Source organism: Streptomyces sp. adm13(2018) (assembly GCF_008042145.1).
Taxonomy (GTDB): Bacteria; Actinomycetota; Actinomycetes; order Streptomycetales; family Streptomycetaceae; genus Streptomyces.
This window is the reverse complement of the sequence record NZ_RDBH01000126.1, coordinates 3840-24400: the sequence shown is the minus strand read 5'-3', so window position 1 is coordinate 24400 and position 20561 is coordinate 3840. Positions and strand designations below refer to the sequence as shown.

The window sequence follows — 20561 nt, the reverse complement described above, 5'->3', positions numbered from 1 at the left end:
CCACGACAAGCCCGGCCCCCGGGGAGTCGTCCTCCCCGGGGGCCGGGCCCCGCGTCCGCGTCCTGTGTCAGCCCGCGGCCCGGTACGCCTCCGTCAGCTTGCCGACGGCGCCCGCGAGATCACCCGTGAGCAGCAGGTGGTCCGCGTCGGCGAACGGCTTGGCCGTGGCCTCGGTGATGCGCAGGCCGATCTTCCGCTGGACGATCTGGCGCGCCACTCCCACGAGCTTGCGCCCCTCGGCGGAGTCGCCGCGGCCGACCGCCTGGAGCGCCACGGCCGCGACCCGCAGCGCCCGCAGCGCGGGCTCCCCGCCGGTGGGCGCCGGGGTGAGGGTGGTCAGCCCCCAGCCGTACGGGTACTGGGGGTCATAGCTGCCGTCCCCCACGTTGAGGGGCAGCTGGGCCTCCGACTTCGGCCAGCTGACCGGCAGTTGGCCGGTGAACGGCCGCTTGCCGTAGAGCACGTCGGCGACGCCGTCGCCCTCCGTGCCCGGCAGCCAGGACGCGACCAGGGCGTCGACGGCGGGCAGGCGGTCGCCGACGAGCTGCGGCCGGCCCGACACGACCAGGACCGCGCACGGCATCGCCGCGCAGACCTTGTCGACCGCGGCCTTGTCGGCGGCCGTCAGCTCCAGGTCGTGGCCGTTGCCCACGTCGCCGAACCCCTCGGCGTACGGGGCCTCGCCGACCACCACCACGCCGACGTCGTACCCGTCGGTCGGCGCGGACGCGTCCTTCGACCACCCGATCCCGGCCCCCGGCGCCGCCTTCCGCATCCCCTCGAGGATCGTCGTGCCGGTCGTGGTGCGGCCGGACGAACCCTGCCAGCTGATGGTCCAGCCGCCTGCCTGGTTGCCCAGGTCGTCGGCGTTCGACCCCGCCACGTACACCTTCTGGGACGGCTTCAGCGGCAGCACGGACCCCTCGTTCTTGAGCAGCACCTGGGACTTCGCCACGGCCTCCCGCGCCACCGCACGGTGCTCGGCCGAACCGATGGACGGCAGGTTCGCGGTGTCGGCGTACGGCTTCTCGAAGAGTCCGAGCCGGAACTTCTGGGTGAGGATGCGGGCCACCGCGTCGTCGATCCGCGCGGCGGGGATCCTCCCGGCCTCGACCTCGGAGGTCAGCGTCCGGGTGAACTCCTGGTAGTTCGTCGGCACCATGATCATGTCGAGTCCGGCGTTGACCGAGGTGCGCACGTCGCTGGGGTAGTCGCCCGGGATCTGGTCGATGGCCTGCCAGTCGCTGACGACGAAGCCCTCGAAGCCCATCCGGTCCTTCAGGACGCCGTTGATCATCTCGGCGTTGGCGTGCATCTTCACCGGGCCCTGCTCGTCCCCGAGGATGTCGAGCGAGGAGTACGAGGGCATGACCGTGCCCGTGCCGCGCTTCACCGCCTCGGCGAACGGCGCCAGGTGCACCGCCTCCAGCTCCGCCCGCGTGACCTTGGTGACGCCCTGGTCGATCGTGTACGAGCCGGTGGTCGAGGAGCCGAAGGCGGTGCCTCCGTCGCCGACGAAGTGCTTGGCGCTGGTCAGGACCTTGTCGTTGCGGACGAGGTCCTTGCCGTTCCGGGCGCCCTGCATGCCGTTGATGACGGTCTCCATCGCGGTGACGAGCGCCGGGTCCTCGCCGAAGGCCTCGTACGAGCGGCCCCACCGTTCGTCACGCGTCACACAGAGGCACGGGGCGAAGTCCCATGGCACGCCCGTCGCCCGGACCTCCTTCGCGGTGACGGCGCCGGTCCGCGCGGCGAGTTCCGGGTCCCGGCCCGCGCCGATGCCGATGTTGTGCGGCATGATCGTCGCGCCGATGACGTTGTTGTGCCCGTGCACCGCGTCCACGCCGTAGATCAGCGGGATCTGGAAGCGGGTCGCCTGCGCGCGCAGCTGGTACGCGTCGACCATGGCCGCCCAGGCGGCCGGCGTGTTGGGGGTGGGGACGGAGCCGCCGCCGGAGAGCAGGGACCCGAGGGCGTACCCGGCGATGTCCCCCTGGCCCCGCAGCGCGTTCCGCTCCGCCTGCGTCATCTGGCCGGCCTTCTCGGCCGGGGACATCCGGGACAGCAGGTCCGAGACCCGCCGGCGCACCGGCAGTCTGCGGTCGAGGTACGGCAGACCGTGCGCGTTCACCACGACCAGCGGGTTCTCGGCGGCAGGCTTGGCGCCCTCGACCGTGAGCTTCAGCGGGATCGTCTCCGCGGACTCGGCCGAACCGTCCTTGAGGGTCTGCACGGTGATCGAGCGGGTCGTGCCGGAGGGGGTCCCGGCCGGGAACACGAGGCTGCCGGTGACCGGACGGTAGTCCTTCCCGGGCTCCGCACGCCCCGGTTCGGTGCCGCCCTCCGTCGTGTACGCCACGGTGACGGGTTCGCCGATCGGTCCGGAGCCGGTGGTGGCCACCGAGACGTCGACCCGGGCGCCGCCGCCCTCGTCGACGGGGTGCACGACGGACTTCGTGACCACCTTGGTCGTGAGCGCGGGCTCCGCCGTGCCGTACAGCTCGACGCCGTCGAGCGCGAACGACCCGGGTCCGCCGGTCGGGAGGGTGACCGCGTAGCCCCACATCCGGTCGAGCCCGAGGACCTGGTCGATGCCGCCGACGGGCTGGTAGTCGGTCCGGTACTGGAACTCCGAGAACGGGATCTCGACGAGGTGCCAGCCCTCCCAGTCGTCGGTGAAGGAGGTCGTCCACAGCTCCGACGCCTCGCCGTTCGCGCCGCCGTCCTTGATCTCCAGGGCGATCCGCTTGCCCGAACCGGGCGGCAGCGGGGCCGTGTTCTGGCCGTACCACCAGAACCGGATCCCCTTGTACGCCGTCCAGTCGTGCGCCGGTCGGTCGAAGGCGAAGTCATGCGTGAAGCCACCCCAGCCGCTGATGTCGTAGCGGCCTTCGAGGACCTTGCCGCCCTCGGGCGCGTCGGCGCGTTCCCTCAGTTCGAGCTTGGGGTGGGACTCGGTGGCGTTTCCCCAGGTGAACAGGCCCTCGGCGGGCGGTGAGGCGAAGGGGATCTCGCCCTCGAACCGGTCGACTGCCCGGGGCGCGGGTTCCTGGGCGGCGGCGGTGGACAGACCGCCGGTGAGCAGACCGGTGAGGACGGCCGTCGCGGCGACGACGGCGGCGCCCACCGTTCTGCGGGGACGTGCGGGTGGCATGCGGACTCCTTGGAAGGCCCCTGTGGGCCTCGTGAGGGGGCGGGACTCGGAGACGTACGAGCTCTTGCGGGCCTCGTGCGAGAGGCGGGACTCGGAGGACGTACGCGGGTCAGGCCGCGTGGTGGGTCCACTTCTGGTTGGCCCCGCCGGTGCAGGTCCAGATCTGCGCCCTGGTCCCGTCGGCGGAGGAGTTGCCGGTGACGTCCAGGCACTTGTTCGCGCCGGTGTTGACGACGTCGTGCGTGGTGGCGTCGTACGACCAGCGCTGGGCCGCGGTGCCGTTGCAGGTGTACAGCTGGACCTGCGCTCCGTCGGCCGTCGAACCGCCGGTGACGTCAAGGCACTTGCCGAGCGCGCGGATGCTGCCGTCGGCGGAGGGGGTCCAGCGCTGGGCGGTCGTGCCGTTGCAGCCGTACAGCTGGACGGGGGTGCCGTCGGCGGTGGCGCCGCCGGCCACGTCGAGGCACTTGCCGGCCAGGCCCGTCAGCGCCCCGGCGCCGCTACCGCCGCCGGTCCCGGACCAGGTGAAGGTCGCGGTGGTGCGGGCGGGCAGCGTGTAGGTGAAGGACTGGTTGCCCCAGTCGACCCGTACGGACTGGGCGGACCCGCCGCCGTTGTGGGCGATCAGCGCCTTCGAACCGTCGGAGTTGCGCCAGGCCACGTTCTGGACCGTGCTGTTCGCGGTGGAGTCGATCCGGTACGCGCCGGGCTTCACGAACTTGGTGAGGTGTCCCGTCGTGTAGTACTCGACGGTGTAGTCGACCTGTCCGGCCCGGGCGCCACCCTCCTGCACGGTGATGAGGCCCGTGCAGGTGCCGCAGCCGCCGTTGTGCGGGCCCATGTTCTGGTTGAGCCCGAGGCTCCACTTGACCAGGCTGCCGCTCCAGTTGCGGGCGTAGTCGACGATGTCGGCCATGTCCTCGTTGTGCTGGTTGCCGATCCAGGTGCCGCCCGAGTGCTCGGTGCTGAACTGCTTCACCGAGGGGTACTGGTTGTGGACCTGGGTGCCCACGGCCGGGTCGCCGAAGTAGCCGTGCCAGGCGATGCCGCCGAACAGGGGGTCGTTGCGCACGCCCGCGTCGTTCAGGATCCCGGCGCCGAAGGAGGCGTAGTCGCCGTAGTTCCAGTCGTGGACGAGGACCTTGGTGGTGATGCCCGCGGCCCGGAAGGCCGGGTAGACGTGGTTCTTGGTGAACTCGACGAGCCCGGCGGGGTTCCAGCTCATGCCCGGGTAGTTCATGGCGGTCGGGTTGCCGGCCTGGCAGCAGTTCGGCTCGTTCTGCACGGAGAGGTAGTCGACCTTGACCCCGGCGGCCTGGTAGCTCTGCACGTACTTCACCAGGTACTGGGCGTACAGCGGGTAGTACTCCGCCTTCAGCCAGCCCATCTGGTCCATCCGGCCGTTGTCCTTCATCCAGCCCGGCGCGCTCCACGGCACACCCTTGACGCGGAGGGCCGGGTTGAGCTGCTTGGCCTGGACGGTCAGCAGCCGGACGTCGGTGTCGTAGCCGTTGGCGCCGAAGTCGTTCAGGTCGCAGCAGGTGTCGTCGAGGGAGACGTGCCCGGGCCGGGAGAGGTCCGAGGCGCCGATGGGGTTGCGGACGAAGGACAGGCCGATGCCCTCGGTCGGCGAGAACAGCCTGCGCATCACCTCGTCGCGGGTGGCGGCGCTGACGGCGCCGCCGCGCAGCAGATGGGCGGTGGTGTCGGTGATGGAGGCGCCGCCGCCCTCGAACTGCTGGTACGTGGTGTTCTCGTTCACGGTGACCGTGTGGTTCGCGGAGCCGCCGGCCGGGCCGAAGGCGAGGGGCGCCTGCGGGGCGAGGCCCCGCGTGACCGTACGGCCGCCGGAGTCGGAGGTGGTGGTGAGCCAGACGTCGACCCGCTCGCCCGCGGCCTGCGCGGTGCCGGGGCCGGTGAGGACCAGGCTGCCGGCGACGAGGGCGCCGGCGGTCAGCGCGGTGAGCGGCCGCAAGCGGCGGGTGCGGGGCCCGGCGGCGGCTCTGGTCCCGGGGCCCGTCCCCGACCGCCGGAACCACCTGCGTATCCGCCCGAATGTGTTATGCACCTGACAAACCTTTCGCCGTCTCGCGCCCAACGGACAACAACAGCAAGCCTTTTATCAAGTCCTGAAGCTATGAGGCGCCCCAGTGCCCGTCAACCCTTCACACGTTGTCCGATCACCGGGGTCGCACACGCCCGTCACGGGCGGTCGGCAGCGCCGCAATTCGCTTGCGAAGCCTGCGATACTCTTGCGTTCATGACGCGACGACTTGCCCAGGTGGCCAAGAAGGTGGGAGTCAGCGAGGCGACGGTCAGCCGTGTCCTCAACGGAAAGCCCGGTGTCTCCGAGGCGACACGACAGTCCGTCCTCACCGCGCTCGACGTGCTCGGCTACGAGCGGCCCACGCAGCTGCGGGGCGAGCGCGCGCGCCTGGTCGGCCTCGTCCTGCCGGAACTGCAGAACCCCATCTTCCCCGCGTTCGCGGAGGTGATCGGCGGCGCGCTCGCGCAGCAGGGCCTGACTCCGGTCCTCTGCACCCAGACCAAGGGCGGCGTCTCCGAGGCGGACTACGTCGACCTCCTGCTCCAGCAGCAGGTCTCCGGAGTCGTCTTCGCCGGAGGCCTGTTCGCCCAGGCCGACGCCCCGCACGACCACTACCACCAGCTCGCCGAGCGCAACATCCCGGTGGTCCTGATCAACGCGTCCATCAAGGGCCTCAACTTCCCCTGCGTCTCCTGCGACGACGCCGTCGCCGTCGAGCAGGCCTGGCGTCATCTGGCCTCCCTCGGCCACGAGCGGATCGGCCTGGTCCTCGGCCCCAGCGACCACGTCCCCTCGCGCCGCAAGCTCGAAGCGGCCCGCGCCGTCGCCGAGGCGGCCGGCGGCGACCTGCCGGACGAGCACGTCGTCCGGTCGATCTTCTCCCTCGAAGGCGGGCAGGCCGCCGCGGCCCGCCTCCTTGAGCGGGGCGTCACCGGCATCGTCTGCGCCAGCGACCCGCTCGCCCTCGGCGCCATCAGGGCCGCCCGGCGCCGGGGCCTGGCGGTCCCGTCGCAGGTCTCCGTCATCGGCTTCGACGACTCCGCCTTCATGAACTGCACCGAGCCGCCGCTCTCGACCGTGCGCCAGCCCATCGAGGCCATGGGGCGCGCCGCCGTGGAACTGCTCTGCGCCCAGATCCAGGGCACCCAGACCGACCCCGGCGAACTCCTCTTCGAACCCGAACTGGTCGTCCGCGGCTCGACGGCACCGCCGCCGTCCGCCTGACTCTCCGACCCCGCACCCCGGCTCGATGACGCAAGGTGCTGACGGTTTCACTCAAGAAGTCGACCGTGAGGCGCAATGAGTCCTCGAAGGGCAGCTTGAATCCGGGGGAGGGGCCCCGACCGGTCGCGACGCGTCACCAACGGACACCCGCACCGCCTCCGGGGTCCCAACCCGCCCTCGACACCGCGCGTCTGACGTACGGTCAGACCGAGCCTCCGTCGTACCGGTCGAGGACCTGCGCCAGGTAGTCGGAGCCCGGGCCCAGGCGTTCCGCCTCGGACGCCGAGGACACGAAGGCGAGTGCGTCCAGCTCGGGCCCGGCCCCGTGCCCGGACTCCGCGGCCACCAGCTCGGCATGCCGACGGAGGACCGGTGCGGCGGCCGCGGGCGGGGCGAGGAAGTGGAACCCCAGACTCCCGAACCGGTGGCCCCGGGTGACCGCGAACAGACGCAACCCCTCGGCGGCGACCCGTACCCCGATCTCCTCCGCGAGCTCGCGCGCGGCGTCCCGCCGGAGCGCGGCCTCGGTGAGCGGCCCGGCCCCCACGGGCGGCTCCACCGCACCACCCGGCAGCGTCCAGCGCCCCGGCGCCGCCGTCGTCGCCGACCCGCGGCCGACGACCAGCCCGCGCTCCGTGGGCAGCAGCACCGTCACGAACACCGAGCCGGGCACGTCGGCGGCGGCCCGGAGGACCCGCAGCGCCCGGTACCGGTAGGAGAGCCGCGCCCAGGACGCCACCAGGACCCCGGGCACGGAGAGGTCGATCCCGGTGACCGCCACCAGGGGCCCGTCGAACACCGCCGGGTTGCCGGCCCTCGTGCCGGACCACAGCCGGTCCACCTCGCTCAGCTCCCACGGCGTCAGGACGGGCGGCGGCCCCTCGGTGAAGGCGATCCGCCGCGCGTCGAGGAACTCCACCGCCGGCGCGGTCGGGTGCGTACTAGGTGAGTCGGTCACGGAGGGCCCCCTCCGCCTCGTCGAGGCGGGCGCGCAGGGCGGCCGCGGCCAGGACGCGGTGCTCGGCGTACGCCTCCAGGGACGGGGTGACCGGGCCGAGGCCGTCGACGACGGTGTTCAAGGGATACACCGTGCACCCCAGGTACGCGGCCGTCAGCCGCACCACGCTCACCAGCTCCTCCACCGGAGGCGTCGGATGCAGTTCCCGGTAGGCGGCGACGAGCCGCGCCAGGCCCTCCGGCCAGTCCTCGTGGGCGAGCACCGTGCGGGGGTCCAGCGCGAGGCGGCCCAGCTCCCACATCGGATCGCGCCGACCGGGCGGACGGAAGTCGATCACCGCGGCGACGCGGTCGCCGCGCAGCAGGACGTTGGGCCCCGACAGGTCCCCGTGCACCAGCTGCGAGGTCGTCACCGGAGGGGCCTTCGCCAGCAGCCGCTCCACGAGCGGCAGCGCGGCCAGCCGCTCCCGCGCCGCCTCCGCCGCCCACCGTTCGAACGCGGTGCGCGGTGGCTCCGCCTCGTAGCGGCTGACCAGATCCATGAGGCGTACACGAGCCCGCGCCGGATCGAAGGACCTGTCCCGCGGGCCGCACGTGGGCCGGCCGAGCGGATGGCGGGCCAGCCCCCGGTGCAGACGCCCGACCGCCGTGCCGACCGCCTCCCACCTCCGGCCGGTGAGCCGCCCGTCGGCGGTGACCGCCCCCGCGACGTACGCCGTCACCGAGACGGCCGTCCCCCGGTACGAGGCGACCAGCCGCCTCCCGTCGACCGCGTGCCGGGCCCGCGCCACCGGTACGCCGCACAGCCGGGCGTACTCGGCGAGCCCCGCCGCGGCCTCGGCCTCCGCCAGGTCCGTCCCCTCCGGGTACGTCTTCACGAACCAGCGCTCACCCGTGTCCGTCTCCGCCAGGTAGTTGCGCGTCGCCGTACCGGACGGGCCCTCGGCAAGGGAGGACGGCACGATGCCGAACTCGCCGGCGAGCACGAACGTCACCCGGTCGAGCCGGGCCCGGGAGCTGATGGTCACGCCCGATCCTTCCCGCCGGGCGCCGCCCCAACCCCGCCGCCGACGCAGAGCCGCGCGCCGCCGGAGTACCTCAGGCCGTCGGGTCCCGGAGCCCGCCTGCCTCGCGGCGGGCGAGGTGGTCCCCGTACACCCCGACCGCTGTCGCCCCCGACGCCGCCGCACGACTCCGGGAACTGTCCGTCGCGGCGACCGGCGACCGGCCGATCACCCCTCGCGGTGCTCGGCGATCTTCCGGTTCTCGCTGATCCGCTCGACGTCCGTCATCAGGGCCTCCAGCCACTCCACCGTCGCGTAGTACGGCCGGGGCGCCCCCGGCGGCTCGGCGGCGAAGTCGACGAAGGCGCGCGGATCGGCGGCGGCCGGCCTGCCGGGTGTGTCGCCGCCGGGGTCCAGCCGCGCGGAGACCAGCAGCATGCCCGCCGCCACCCGGTCGCCGATCCGGGTCGCCGACGCGGCGGAGTCCCGGGGCAGCGGCGGGACGACGGTCGGTTCGAACGGCACCAGCAGCCGGTCCGCGCCCCAGAGGGTGTGGTGGCCGGACATCAGGGCGGCCTGCCAGTCCTGCGGGTCGTCGGGCGCGTTCAGCTCGGCGGGCTCGCTGCGGTACTGCGCGTACGCCGACTCCGCCATGATCAGGGCGTGCTGCAGCGACCGGTGGCCCGGCGAGACGGCCACGGGCGCGCGTGCCCCGCCCGCGGCGAGCTGGGAGGTCGTGGACACGACGGTCTCCGCGGCGCTGCGGAGCATCGTCGCCACCGCACGCCGGAGCTCGTCGTGGGCGCCCCGCGGCCAGGCGAGCAGCCCGAACACGGCGCCGACCGCGCTGCCCGCGACCACGTCCAGGAGCCGGAACTCGGCGAGCTGCCAGGTCGCGGGCGCCAACTGGGCGAAGACCAGGGCGACGACCATCGTGAACATCGCCTGGGCCCAGCCCACGCCCTTCACCGGCCCCAGGGTGAAGGCGACCAGCATCAGCGGAGGCAGCGCGGCCGCGTACACCGTCGTGTCCGTGCCGACGAGGGAGAGCAGCGCGGCCACGACGAGCGCCCCCACGAGGGTCCCGGTGAGCGCCACCCGTACCGTGCTCCGCGTCTCCCGGGCCGTCGTCCGGGTCAGGGTGAGGGTGGCGAGGAGCATCCAGAACCCGTGCGGCAGCGTGTCGAGACCCGCGATCGTGCGGGCCGCCGCGAGGGCCAGCGCGGTGCGCACCGCGTTCTGGAAGAACACCGACCGCTGTCCCGCGTGCCCGGAGATCCGGTGCCACCACAGCTGGGGCGCCCGCATCCGCGCGTACCAGAACCGGCCGGGGGCGGCCGCCGGAGCCGCTCTGCCCAGGACGGCGATCTCCGCCGCCGTCGACATCGCCAGCGCCGCGTCCGCGACCTCCAAGACGGCCGCGTGGCGGCGCAGCGCGGCGGGCGTGGCGCCCGGCGCGGCGCCCGCGGCCAGGGAGTGACGGGCCTCCTGGAGACGGCCGCGGGCCGGCGCGGGCTCCTGCGGGTGGGGGCGGGCGCCCCGCGGGCGGTCGTTCCCGCGCAGCCGGGCGGCGGCCTCGAGGGACGCGTCCCGCACCTCACGCAGCACCTCCGGCGCCGCCCCGCCCTCCGCCGGGTCGCCCGCGTGGGGCGGGAGGGCCGCCAGCCGCCCGAGCAGGGTGCGGGCCGCCAGACCGGTGTGGGTGAGGGCCCGCGGCCTGACGCCGGGGCCCGCGGGCCGCTCCGCCTCGGGCACCCGCGAGGACCGCAGACCGCCGCTCGTCTCACGGGCGGTCCGGCGGGCGGCGTCGCCGAGGGCGTACGGGGCGGAGACCAGCTGGTCGGCGCAGCGCCCCGCGCTCTCCGCGGCCCGGGCGGCCAGTTCGCGGTAGGGGACGCGCGGCGCGCGGTCGGGCAGCAGGAAGGCCTCGGCGAGGATCAGGACGAGCAGCCCGACGGTGGCGCCGACCAGTCGCTCGCCCAGGGTCCCGGGGACGTACGGCGGGAAGGACGGCAGGATGTACATCAGCTGGAGCCCCGGCGCGGCCCCGGCCGGCCGGGGGCCTCCCACGGCCATGAACGCCAGGACGAAGCCGACGACCAACATGCCGAGGACCGCGCTCCACGTCCGCACGGACAGGTAGGTGCCGATCGTGATGAGCACCCAGCACGCGGGGACCACGGGCAGCAGGGTCGCGGCGCGCTGCCGCCCGTTGCCGGGGATGCGGGAGAGGCCGGCCATCGCGACCGCGGCGAAGAGCGCGTAGGTGGCGGCGACGGGCGAGTCGAAGCCGTACAGGAAGAGGTAGAAACCTGCGGCGGCGGCGACCGTGACGCGGACCGACCGCCGCACGGCCGCCGCGTAGGCCGGCGGGAGCCCGGCCTTCGACCGCCGCGTCCCGGGATCTCCACCCATGTCCCCAGGATCCACCGGGACGGCCCGTCCGGCATGCGGCGGACGTCCGCGCGGGCCGGCCCCCGGTCCGCCCGCGGAGGCGGACCGGGGGCGGGAGCGGTCCGGCCGGATTACGGCGCGGCCGGCACCGTGTCCTGGAAGGTGGTGCCCGCCGTGCGGTAGGCGCCGACCTTGGCGGCCACCTGGGCGGGGGTCAGGACCTGGTCCTTGACGTGCAGGACGTAGTCGACCTTCTGGTCGTAGGCGCGCGGGGTCGTCGAGGTCTGGCCGGCGAGGTCGATCAGCCACTGGTTGAAGTTGATCGACATCGGGCGCTCGGGGAGGTACCGGGCGTCGTGCCGGCCGAACTCCTGGCCGTCGACGTAGTAGACGATCGTGTTGTCGTCGATGGTCAGCACGAGGTCGTGCCAGCCGGCGTAGCTCGTGCGGGACTCTGAGTGCTGGTTGACGGCCTCCCAGGGGTCGGGCCGGTAGGTCTCCCACGACGTGGTGTAGAGGATGTTGGCGGGCTCGCCCCAGCCGCCGTTGGGGAGGTACTCGAAGTCGTACTCGGCGTAGTCGTCGGCCATCGGTGCCTTGAGGTCGTTGATGGTGAAGAAGGTCTGCACGACGCGGTCGCCGTCCGGGCCCGACACCGGCGCGTCGGAGAAGCGCACCCGCGCCGCGTAGGTGCCGTTCTTGAACTTCGAGGTCTGGGTGAGGATCTCGGTGTGCCGGGTGGACTCGCCCGTGCCGGCGGTCGAGGACCGCAGGTTCATGATCGAGTTCGTGCCCTCCTTGGCGAAGGTGACGTTCTCCGGAGCCCAGGTGGCCCCCGCCACGCCGGGGCCGCCGGAGTTGGAGCGGACGCTCCAGCCGTGGGCGCCGATCGCCGGGTCGGTGTGGCCGGTGTAGTCGAAGTCGTCGAAGAGCGCGGCCCCGGCGTGGCGGGGGCCACCTGGGCACCCCTGCCCCTTCCTCCGTCCCCCGCCACGGCGTCGGCCGCTGCCGGTCCCGGGGCGCGCAGCCCAGCCTCGGACCGCTCGCCGACGCCGTGGCCGGGCTGCTCAAGAACGTCGGCACGGTCCCGCCCTCGCCCGAACTCGACCTGCTGCACCAAGGTCTCCTCCTCGACGGGACGCCCAACCCGTCCCCCGCGGACACCTGCGCCGCCCTCGCCAAGGTCCTCGCCGAGCTGTCCGAGACGCAGCCCGTCGTGCTGGTCGTCGACGACTGCCACTGGGCCGCCCCACCGCTCTTCGACGCCCTCGACCGGCTCGCGCGCGCCCTGACCGACGCGGCGGTCCTCCTCGTCCTGCTCACCCGCCCCCAGCTCTTCGACACCCGTCCCGCGCTCGCCCCGGGGGCCGTCCTGCTCGGCGGCCTCACCGACGGAGAGGCCCAGCTGCTGGCGGCCGGACTGACCGGACGTACGGGCGACAGCTCGCCCCTCACCCCCCAGATACTGGCCCGGGTCGGCGGCAACCCGCTGCACCTGGAGCAGCTCCTCGTCGCCGGCGGGCCCGTCGACGCGGACGGCGTCCCGCTGCCCCTCCAGGCCCTGATCGGAGCCCGGATCGACGCCCTCGAACCCCCCGAGCAGCAGGCCCTCGGCCTGGCGTCCGTCCTCGACGGCGACTTCACCGCCGACGAACTCCTGGCACTCGCCGCGCCACCCGCCGAGACGTGGACCGCCCCCGAACTCCGCACCACCCTGCGCCGACTGGTCCGCCACCGCCTCATCAGGCCCGACGGCGAGGCATTCCGCTTCGCCGGAGGCCTCATCCAGGAGGTCGTCCACACCACCCAGTCCAAACAGGACCGCGCCGACCGGCACGAGCGCGCGGCCCGCCTCGACACGGTCCGGCAGCGCGGCAGCGCCGCGATCGGCGCCCATCTGGAACAGGCGTACCGCTACCGCGTCGAGCTGGGCGCCCAGGACCCGCACACCGACGGGCTGCGCCGCCGCGCCGCCGACGCCCTCGCCGAGGGCGGGCGCCTGGCCCTCGCCCACGCCGACCCCGTGTGGGCCGCCGACCTGCTGGACAGGGCCGCCGCCCGCTACACGGAGGGCGAGCCGGGCCGCACCGCGACCCGACGCCGACTCGGCCAGACACTCCTGGACCTCGGGCGCGTCCCGGAGGGCCGGGCACTGCTCGAAGAAGTCCTCGCGGAGCCCCCGAAGGCCGGCACGGACACGGTGGAGGCGGCCCACGCCCGACTGAGCCTGGCCTCCGTCGGCCCGCCGCCCGACGACCCCACGGACGACCGACGGACCGGGACGGAGCGGGCGGCGACCGGCGGCGCCGGGGACGGCCCGGCCGCCCCCGTCGAGTCGCCGGCCGGGGCCGCCGCCGTCACCCTGCCCGTCTTCGCCGCGGCCGGCGACGAGTTCGGCCAGGCCCGAGCCTGCCTGCGGCTCGCCCAGCACGCCCAGGAGCAGGGCCGCCACCGGGACGCCGAGCGGCTCCTCGACCGGGCCCTCGGCCACGCGGTACGGGCCGACGCCGAGCCCGAGCGGGCCGCGACCCTCGGAGCGATGGGCGTCTCCCTCTGGCGCGGGCCCCTGCCCGTCGCCGACGCGGTCACCCGCTGCCGCGCGCTCCTTGCCGAGCAGGGCTCCGGCCGCCGGGCCGTACGCCTGACCCTCAACTGCCCGCTGGCCGTCGTCCTCGCCCTCCACGACGACCGCGACGGCGCGCTCGCCTGCCTCGCCGAGGCCGAACAGCTCGCCCAGCGCCTCGGATACGCCGAGACCGACGCGTTCCTGCCGCTCTTCACCGCCACCGTCGACGAACTGGCCGGACGACCCGAGGAGGCCCTCAAGAGTCTCGAACGGGCCGCCACCGCCGCCCGGGCCCTCGGCGCGACCGGGCTGCTCCGCAGCGCCCTCCTCGACACCACCCGCATCCGCCTCGACCTCGGGGACTGGCGCACCGCCCACGGCACCCTCGCCGCCCTGGAACCGGCGGGCGGCCCGGCCGGGCCGCCCCGGCCGCGCGCCGAGTCGGCCGACCTCGACGGCCTGCGCGCCCGGATCGCCGCCGAACACGGCGAGGCCGAGGCCGCCACCCGCCTCGCCGACCGGGCACTCGCCACCGCCGTCCTGACCGACTCGCCCATCGTCCAGGGCCTCGCCGCCCTGGACGCGGCCCGCACCGCCCTGACCCTGGGACGGGTGCGGGACGCGGGCGAGGCGGCGGTCCGCGCCCGGCGGAGCTTCGGCGCCAAGGGGCACCTCCCCGCCGCACGCCGGGCCGAGGAGCTCGCCCTGCGCTGCCAGGGCCGCCCGCCCGGGACCGAGCCCGTCGGCCCGGCACCCGCCGGAACCGGAAAGGACGCACCACGATGACCACCGGTCAGCAAGCGGCCCGTGCCGCGGCCCCCGCCCCCGGACTCACCTGGGGCCTGCGCGGGCGCGGCCCCGCCGACGTACCCGTGGAGGCCGACCACCCGCCGGAGCCGCCCGAGGGCGGTCTGCTCGGCGGGACCGGGCGCGGCATACGCGTCTGCGTGGTCGACTCCGGGGTCGAACGGGACCACCCCATGGTCGGCCCGGTCGACCGGTCCTGGCGCGTCTTCAAGGACGACGACGGCGTCCACGTGGAGGAGACCGACGAGGGCGACGCCTGCGGTCACGGCACCGCCTGCGCCGGGATCATCCGCCGCACCGCGCCGGACTGCGAGCTGTCCAGCGTCCGGGTGCTCGGCGAGCGCTTCTCCGGCAGCGGCGACATCCTCCTCGAAGGGATCCGGTGGGCCGTCCGCCAGCGCTTCGACGTCGTCAACCTCTCCCTCTCCACCAGCCGCGACCGCTTCGTCGAGGAACTGCGCAGGCTGGCCGACGAGGCGTACTTCCAGCAGACCGTGATCGTCGCCTCCGCGCACAACACCCATGTCGAGAGCTTCCCCTGGCGCTTCTCCTCGGTGATCTCCGTCGGCAGCCACCAGGAGGACGACCCCGACCTCCACCTCTACAACCCCGAGCCGCCGGTGGAGTTCTTCGCCCCGGGCCAGCGGGTGCAGGTGGCGTGGCTCGGCGGCACGTCGATCCGCACCTCCGGCAACAGCTTCGCCACCCCGTTCGTCGCCGGGCTGTGCGCGCGGATCCTGTCCGTCCGGCCGCGGCTGACCCCGTTCCAGCTGAAGAACGCCCTGTACCTGTCCGCCGCCAACGTCCGTGTCCACGACAGCCGGTAACGACCGGCGCCGGAAGGGAACCCCCATGGCCCAGACGATCGCCCCCGCCGTGTCACCCGCGCCCCGGCCCGATCCGGCCATGGCGGAGCTCCTGCAGTCGGTCGTGGACACCGCGCGCGCCATCTTCGGCGCCGAGGCGAGCTCCATCCTGCTCCTGGAGGCGGAGGCGGACGAGCTGGTCTTCGAGGCCGTCTCCGGGCAGGGGCAGGAGTTCCTGGTCGGCCGGCGGTTCCCCGCGGGCCGGGGGATCGCCGGCTGGGTCGCCGCCTCGGGCGAACCGATGGTCGTCGACGACCTGCACGACAGCACGTCCTTCGACCGGGACGTCGCCAAGTCCACCGGCTTCGTCCCGAACGCGCTGATGGCCGCGCCGCTCGTGCACGGGGACCGGGTCCTCGGCGTACTGGAGGTCCTCGACCCCTCGCAGCAGGCCCGGTCCAGCCTGTCCGAGCTGGACCTGCTGAGCCTCTTCGCCCGGCAGGCCGCCGTCGCCCTGCACGTCCTCACCACCCACGCGCCGCGCGGGGCGGCGCCCGCCGCCCCCGAGGACCCGGCGCGCACCGAACTCCTCCGCCTCCTGGCGGAGGCCCGCCGTCTCCTGGAGGAGTGAGAGAGCGCCCCGGAAGCCCCGGGCCGCCGTCCGGCGGGAGGGGCGCCCGGGGCGCGCGGCTCAGGAGAGGTCGAACCGGTCCAGGTCCATGACCTTGTTCCAGGCGGCCACGAAGTCGCGGACGAACTTCTCGCCGCCGTCCCGCGCCCCGTAGACCTCCGACAGCGCGCGGAGCTGGGAGTTCGAGCCGAACACGAGGTCGGCGGCGGTGGCCGTCCACCGGACCTCGCCGGTGGCCCGGTCCCGGCCCTCGTAGACGTTCTCGGTGGCCTCCGACGGCTTCCACTGCGTGCCCATGTCGAGCAGGTTCACGAAGAAGTCGTTGGTCAGCACCCCGGGACGGTCGGTGAACACCCCGTGCCGGGACGTGCGGAAGCCGGTGTCCAGTGCCCGCATGCCGCCGACGAGGACCGTCATCTCCGGCGCCGTCAGCGTCAGCAGGTTCGCCCGGTCGAGCAGCAGGGTCTCCGGCGACAGCTTCTCGCCCGCCGGGAGGTAGTTGCGGAAGCCGTCCGCCCGCGGTTCGAGCACGGCGAACGCCTCCACGTCGGTCTGCTCCTGCGAGGCGTCGGTGCGCCCCGGCGAGAAGGGGACCGTGAGGGTGTGGCCGGCGCTCCGCGCGGCCTGCTCGACGGCCGCGCAGCCGCCCAGCACGATCAGGTCGGCGAGGGAGATCCGCACCCCGTCGGACCGGCCGTCGTCGAACTCCCGCCGGATCCGGTCGAGGGCGGCCACCGTCTCGGTCACCTCCGGGACGGCGTTGGACTCCCAGTCCTTCTGCGGCGCGAGCCGGATCCGCGCGCCGTTGGCGCCGCCGCGCTTGTCCGTGCCGCGGAAGCTCGCCGCCGCGGCCCACGCGGTGGCGGCCAGCCGGGAGACGGAGAGGCCCGAGTCGAGGATCCGGGTCTTCAGGGCGGCGACGTCCGCGTCGGAGACCAGCGGGTGGTCGACCGCCGGGACCGGGTCCTGCCAGAGCTGCTGCTCCGGGATCCACGGGCCGAGGTAGCGGGAGACGGGACCCATGTCACGGTGCAGCAGCTTGTACCAGGCGCGGGCGAAGGCGTCCGCGAGCTGGTCCGGGTTCTCGTGGAAGCGCCGCGCGATCGGCCCGTAGACCGGATCGAGCTTCAGCGCGAGGTCCGTGGTCAGCATCATCGGAGCGTGCCGCCTCGACGGATCGTGGGCGTCCGGCACGGTGTCCCGTGCCGCGGGGTCCGTGGGGGTCCACTGCCGGGCGCCGGCCGGGCTCGTCGTCAGCTCCCAGTCGTACCGGAAGAGGTTGTCCAGGTAGCCGTTGTCCCAGCGCGTGGGCTCGGTCGTCCACGCGCCCTCCAGGCCGCTGGTGAGCGTGTCGGCGCCCTTGCCGCTGCCGCAGGTGTTGCGCCAGCCGAGGGCCTGCTGCTCCAGCGGGGCGGCCTCGGGCTCCGGTCCGACGCACGTGGGGTCGACCGCCCCGTGACACTTGCCGAAGGTGTGCCCGCCGATGATCAGCGCGGCCGTCTCCTCGTCGTTCATCGCCATGCGGCCGAACGTCTCGCGGATGTCGCGGGCCGCGGCGATCGGGTCCGGATTTCCGTTGGGGCCCTCGGGATTGACGTAGATCAGGCCCATCTGGACGGCCCCGAAAGGACCGGTGAGTTCCCGGTCGCCGCGGTACCGCTCGTCTCCGAGCCAGGTGTCCTCGGGGCCCCAGAAGACCTCGTCGGGCTCCCAGATGTCCTCCCGGCCGAAGCCGAATCCGAACGTCTTGAATCCCATGGACTCCATCGCGCAGTTTCCGGCGAAGACCAGCAGATCGGCCCAGGAGACCTTCCGGCCGTACTTCTGCTTCACCGGCCACAGCAGCCGGCGCGCCTTGTCGAGACTCGCGTTGTCCGGCCAGCTGTTGAGCGGTGCGAAACGCTGCGCGCCGGAGCCGCCGCCGCCCCGGCCGTCCTCGATGCGGTACGTCCCCGCCGCGTGCCAGCTCATCCGGATGAACAGCGGCCCGTAGTGGCCGTAGTCGGCCGGCCACCAGTCCTGCGAGGCCGTCATCACCTCGAAGACGTCCCGCTTCAGCGCGTCGACGTCGAGGGTCGCGAACTCCGCCGCGTAGTCGAAGTCCTCGTCCATCGGGCTGGCCTGGGGCGAGTGCTGGTGGAGGACCGAGAGGTCCAGCTGGTTCGGCCACCAGTCCCGGTTCGTCCTGGGGCGCGTCGCCTTCGGGGTCGGGGAGGGGATTGCCGGGTTCTCGCTCTCGGACACGTCCGTCCTTCTTCCTGTCGCGATGATTCCGTCGGCCGGCCGCGTGCGCGTGACGTCGTCCGCCTCTGGAATGTCGGGCACGGCGACTCGGCGTCCGTATGGTCGCGCACCGCGGACCGCACCACGGAGAGAACACGCAGGGCCTTCCGGCGCCGGAATTCGTGCGAGAGAAGGGAAATCCTATGAGCGACCCGCCGGAAAGGACGTAAGGAGGGAATGGGCGGAAAGGGAGGAAGGTGGCGGGGGAAAGGTCTCCCCCCCGCCCCGCTCAGAGTCCCGCGACCCGGGAGCTCGCCGACAGCTCGTACACCAGCGTGACGGTCCGCCGTCCGCCGGGCGGCAGGGTGACGTCCCAGCGGACGATGCCCTCGGCGTCGACCGTGTCGGGCGCAGGCGAGCACGCCTCCTCGCGGAGCCGTACCTCCACCGCCGAGACCTCCGAGACCGGGATCCGCTCCCGCAGGACGACCACCCGGTCGTCCGACTCCCCGGGAGCCGAGAACCGGGACACGTGCAGCCGGACCGTGCGGGTGACCACCGTCCGCTGGGTGATCCCGGTGGTGTCCCTGGTCTCCTCCGCCTCCCGGACCACCCGGTGGTCGTCGCGGCTGCCGAAGGCGATCTCGACGGGTGCGCCGGGGGTGGTGAACCCGAGCGTGCCCCGGCCGCCGAACCCGCCGCCGCGGACCAGGTCCACGGGTCCCGCGAGCAGCACGTGCCCGGACCGGTTGTCGAACCGCACCACCTGGGTGACCAGCGGCGACACCTCGGGCGAGCAGGCGTACTCGCTCCGCGCGGCCGTGCCGAAGACGGAGAGCGGCACCCGGTGCGCGCGGCCGTCCGAGGGCACGGAGACCGGGACGGGGGAGCGCAGCACCCGCGTCTCGCCGCCGTCGTCCACGCCGGGCAGGCCGAGGACCGGTACGGGTCCCAGATCGCTGACGTCCTCCTCGCGCAGTTCGACGTCGACCGTACGCCGCTCCGCCGCCGTGCGGTCCTTGAGCGTCAGCCGGTCCTCGTCCAGCGAGGGCGGCTCGGTGGCCGTGGACGACCGGGCGGTGGACAGCGTCAGCCCGACCCCGCTCCAGTCCTCGCCGGTGCGCTGCCAGACCATCGCGTCGGTCTCCAGGGTCACCTCCGGGCCGTCGAGCACCGCCCGGTAGGCCGGCCGCCACAGGGCGCACGGCACGAGGTGGCTCAGCACCAGCCCGACCGGTCCGGCCGCGGCCGCCTCCACGGTCAGCTCGACGTGGGCCACCAGCTCGGCCGGCTCCTCCTCGGCGTTCTCCACGGCCCGCCGTAGCTCGCCGAGTTCGGCCCGGAGCGCGGCCGCCCGGGCGTCGGCCGCGCGCAGCCGCTCGCCGCAGGTGTCGCGCTCGGCGTCCACCCGGTCCAGTTCACGGCTCCAGCGGGATCCTTCGGCCTCGCCGGAGCCGGCGCCCTCGCCGATGTCCCGCAGGAGGTCGGCGGCGAGACCGCCGAGGACGTCGAGCCGGGTCCGGAGCCGCTCGCGGGTCCGCTCCAGGACGGCCCGCTCCTCCTCCAGGGCGTGGACGCGGTGCCGCAGGGCGGAGTCCTCGTCACCGGGCCGCGGTGCGCGCGGCTCCCAGCCGCGGACGATCCGGACGTCGAGCACGGTCACCGGGTGACCGGAGGTGACCTCGGCGTGCAGGGTGCGGTCGACGGCCAGCGCGGTGACCGGTCCGAGCCGCAGCCGCTGGACCCCGCCCGCCAGGTCGAGTTCCACGGCCCGCTCGATCTGGGCGCGGTCCTCCAGGCAGGTGACGGCGGTGACGGGAGCGGGAATCACGGGAACGGGCCCGGGGGCGCCGGGCACGGACGTGCCGTCGCCGGTGATCGGCGTCGAGTCGGTGGACATGGGCTCTCTCAGCTCCTGCGGTTTCCGCCGACCAGGGCTTTGCCGGCCGGGATGCGGATCTCGTACCCGCCGTCGAGGGCGGTCGTGCCACCGGCGGGCAGCTCCACCCGCCAGACGCGGGTGCCCGGGGCGTGGTGCTCGGCGGCCCCGCCGTCGGCGGGTTTCGTCCAGTCGGCCTTCTCCTCGATCCGCACATCGGAGTCGGAGGTGACCGGGACCCGCTCGCGGATCTCGACCGGGGCGGGCCGGGCGAGCCCGTTGACCAGCTCGACGTGGACGCGGTGGTCGAGCACGGTGACGTTGTTCCGCAGGCCCGCCGTCGACTCGTTCAGCTGCGTGCGCCGGGTGACGCGGATGCCCTCGGCCGGTCCGAGACCCACCCGGCGGACGCCGCCGGGCGCGAGCGTGGGCAGCGCGGTGGTCAGCAGGAAGTCGTCGTCGACGAAGACCTCCACCGGTCCCGCGAGCAGCGCCTGGTCCGTGGCGTTGGACAGGACCAGGGTCGCGTACACGGCCTGCTCCACCGACGGCACGCACAGGTACTCGGTGCGCAGTCCGACCGGGATCTCCCCGACGGTGACGGTGTGCCAGGTCCCGTCCGACGGCACGTCGGCGCGGGCCGCGGCGTCGAAGCGGTGGTCGAAGGAGCCCGCGGACTCCCGCGGCCGCACCGCGTGGCCGGGCAGCGGCAGCGAGGCGACGGCGTCGGCCCGGCGGCGGTACTCCGCGCCCACCGCGTCGAAGGACGGGCCGGGGAACAGCCGGCCCCTGCGCGCACTCGGCTCCTCGGGGCCGGACAGCACCAGGGCGGCGTAGTCCAGCTCGTCCCCGCTCGGGCGCGGTGGCCC

The 20561-nt window shown here is 74.2% G+C and carries 12 protein-coding genes and 1 pseudogene; 4 read left to right on the top strand and 9 right to left on the bottom strand.

The features are described from left to right. Window positions 1-67 precede the first annotated feature (67 nt). Window positions 68-3154: a glycoside hydrolase family 3 protein gene (locus EAO70_RS16405; RefSeq protein ID WP_148003718.1), complete on the bottom strand. Its 3087-nt coding sequence runs from the start codon at window positions 3152-3154 to the stop codon at window positions 68-70. A 109-nt stretch (window positions 3155-3263) separates the two neighbouring features. Beyond that, on the bottom strand, window positions 3264-5129 hold the full coding sequence (locus EAO70_RS16400) for a ricin-type beta-trefoil lectin domain protein (RefSeq protein ID WP_148003717.1): 1866 nt from the start codon (window positions 5127-5129) through the stop codon (window positions 3264-3266). Window positions 5130-5414: 285 nt separating this feature from the next. On the opposite strand from EAO70_RS16400, the gene EAO70_RS16395 reads away from it, so the two are divergent. Further along, window positions 5415-6425, top strand: a complete 1011-nt coding sequence (locus tag EAO70_RS16395; RefSeq protein WP_148003716.1) for a LacI family DNA-binding transcriptional regulator — start codon at window positions 5415-5417, stop codon at window positions 6423-6425. A gap of 202 nt (window positions 6426-6627) precedes the next feature. Here the strand turns inward: EAO70_RS16395 and EAO70_RS16390 are convergent, their stop codons facing one another. The 4 genes and pseudogenes from EAO70_RS16390 to EAO70_RS16375 all read right to left on the bottom strand — a co-directional run. Beyond that, window positions 6628-7383 carry an NUDIX domain-containing protein gene (locus tag EAO70_RS16390; protein ID WP_148003715.1) on the bottom strand — a complete coding sequence of 252 codons (756 nt, stop codon included), beginning with the start codon at window positions 7381-7383 and terminating at the stop codon, window positions 6628-6630. Beyond that, window positions 7367-8410, bottom strand: coding sequence for a phosphotransferase enzyme family protein (locus tag EAO70_RS16385; protein ID WP_187283917.1), 1044 nt, complete (start codon window positions 8408-8410; stop codon window positions 7367-7369). The genes EAO70_RS16390 and EAO70_RS16385 overlap by 17 nt, the downstream gene beginning before the upstream one ends. Window positions 8411-8614: 204 nt before the next feature. After that, window positions 8615-10801, bottom strand: coding sequence for an FUSC family protein (locus tag EAO70_RS16380; RefSeq protein ID WP_148003713.1), 2187 nt, complete (start codon window positions 10799-10801; stop codon window positions 8615-8617). A 110-nt stretch (window positions 10802-10911) separates the two neighbouring features. Then, window positions 10912-11721, bottom strand: a pseudogene (locus tag EAO70_RS16375) (glycoside hydrolase family 16 protein); the annotation flags it as partial. A gap of 113 nt (window positions 11722-11834) precedes the next feature. Between EAO70_RS16375 and EAO70_RS16370 the strand changes: the two are divergent. The 3 genes from EAO70_RS16370 to EAO70_RS16360 are packed head-to-tail and all read left to right on the top strand — an operon-like array spanning window position 11835 to window position 15590. Then, the gene (locus EAO70_RS16370; RefSeq protein WP_148003712.1) at window positions 11835-14132 is read left to right on the top strand and encodes a hypothetical protein; all 2298 of its coding nucleotides are present in this window, start codon (window positions 11835-11837) and stop codon (window positions 14130-14132) included. Next, window positions 14129-14980 (top strand): S8 family peptidase, encoded by an 852-nt coding sequence (locus EAO70_RS16365; protein WP_148003711.1) that lies wholly within the window; start codon window positions 14129-14131, stop codon window positions 14978-14980. The genes EAO70_RS16370 and EAO70_RS16365 overlap by 4 nt, the downstream gene beginning before the upstream one ends. Window positions 14981-15005: 25 nt before the next feature. Continuing rightward, on the top strand, window positions 15006-15590 hold the full coding sequence (locus EAO70_RS16360; RefSeq protein WP_148003710.1) for a GAF domain-containing protein: 585 nt from the start codon (window positions 15006-15008) through the stop codon (window positions 15588-15590). Window positions 15591-15650: 60 nt separating this feature from the next. Here EAO70_RS16360 and katG read toward each other — a convergent pair whose 3' ends face one another. The 3 genes from katG to EAO70_RS16345 all read right to left on the bottom strand — a co-directional run. Continuing rightward, window positions 15651-17810, bottom strand: coding sequence for a catalase/peroxidase HPI (katG, locus tag EAO70_RS16355; RefSeq protein WP_261992902.1), 2160 nt, complete (start codon window positions 17808-17810; stop codon window positions 15651-15653). A 292-nt stretch (window positions 17811-18102) separates the two neighbouring features. Then, a complete protein-coding gene (locus EAO70_RS16350) occupies window positions 18103-19713 on the bottom strand; it encodes a DUF4139 domain-containing protein (RefSeq protein ID WP_187283916.1) in 1611 nt (536 codons plus the stop codon). An 8-nt stretch (window positions 19714-19721) separates the two neighbouring features. Then, the coding region (locus EAO70_RS16345) for a DUF4139 domain-containing protein (protein WP_148003729.1) at window positions 19722-20561 on the bottom strand (840 nt) is incomplete at its 5' end.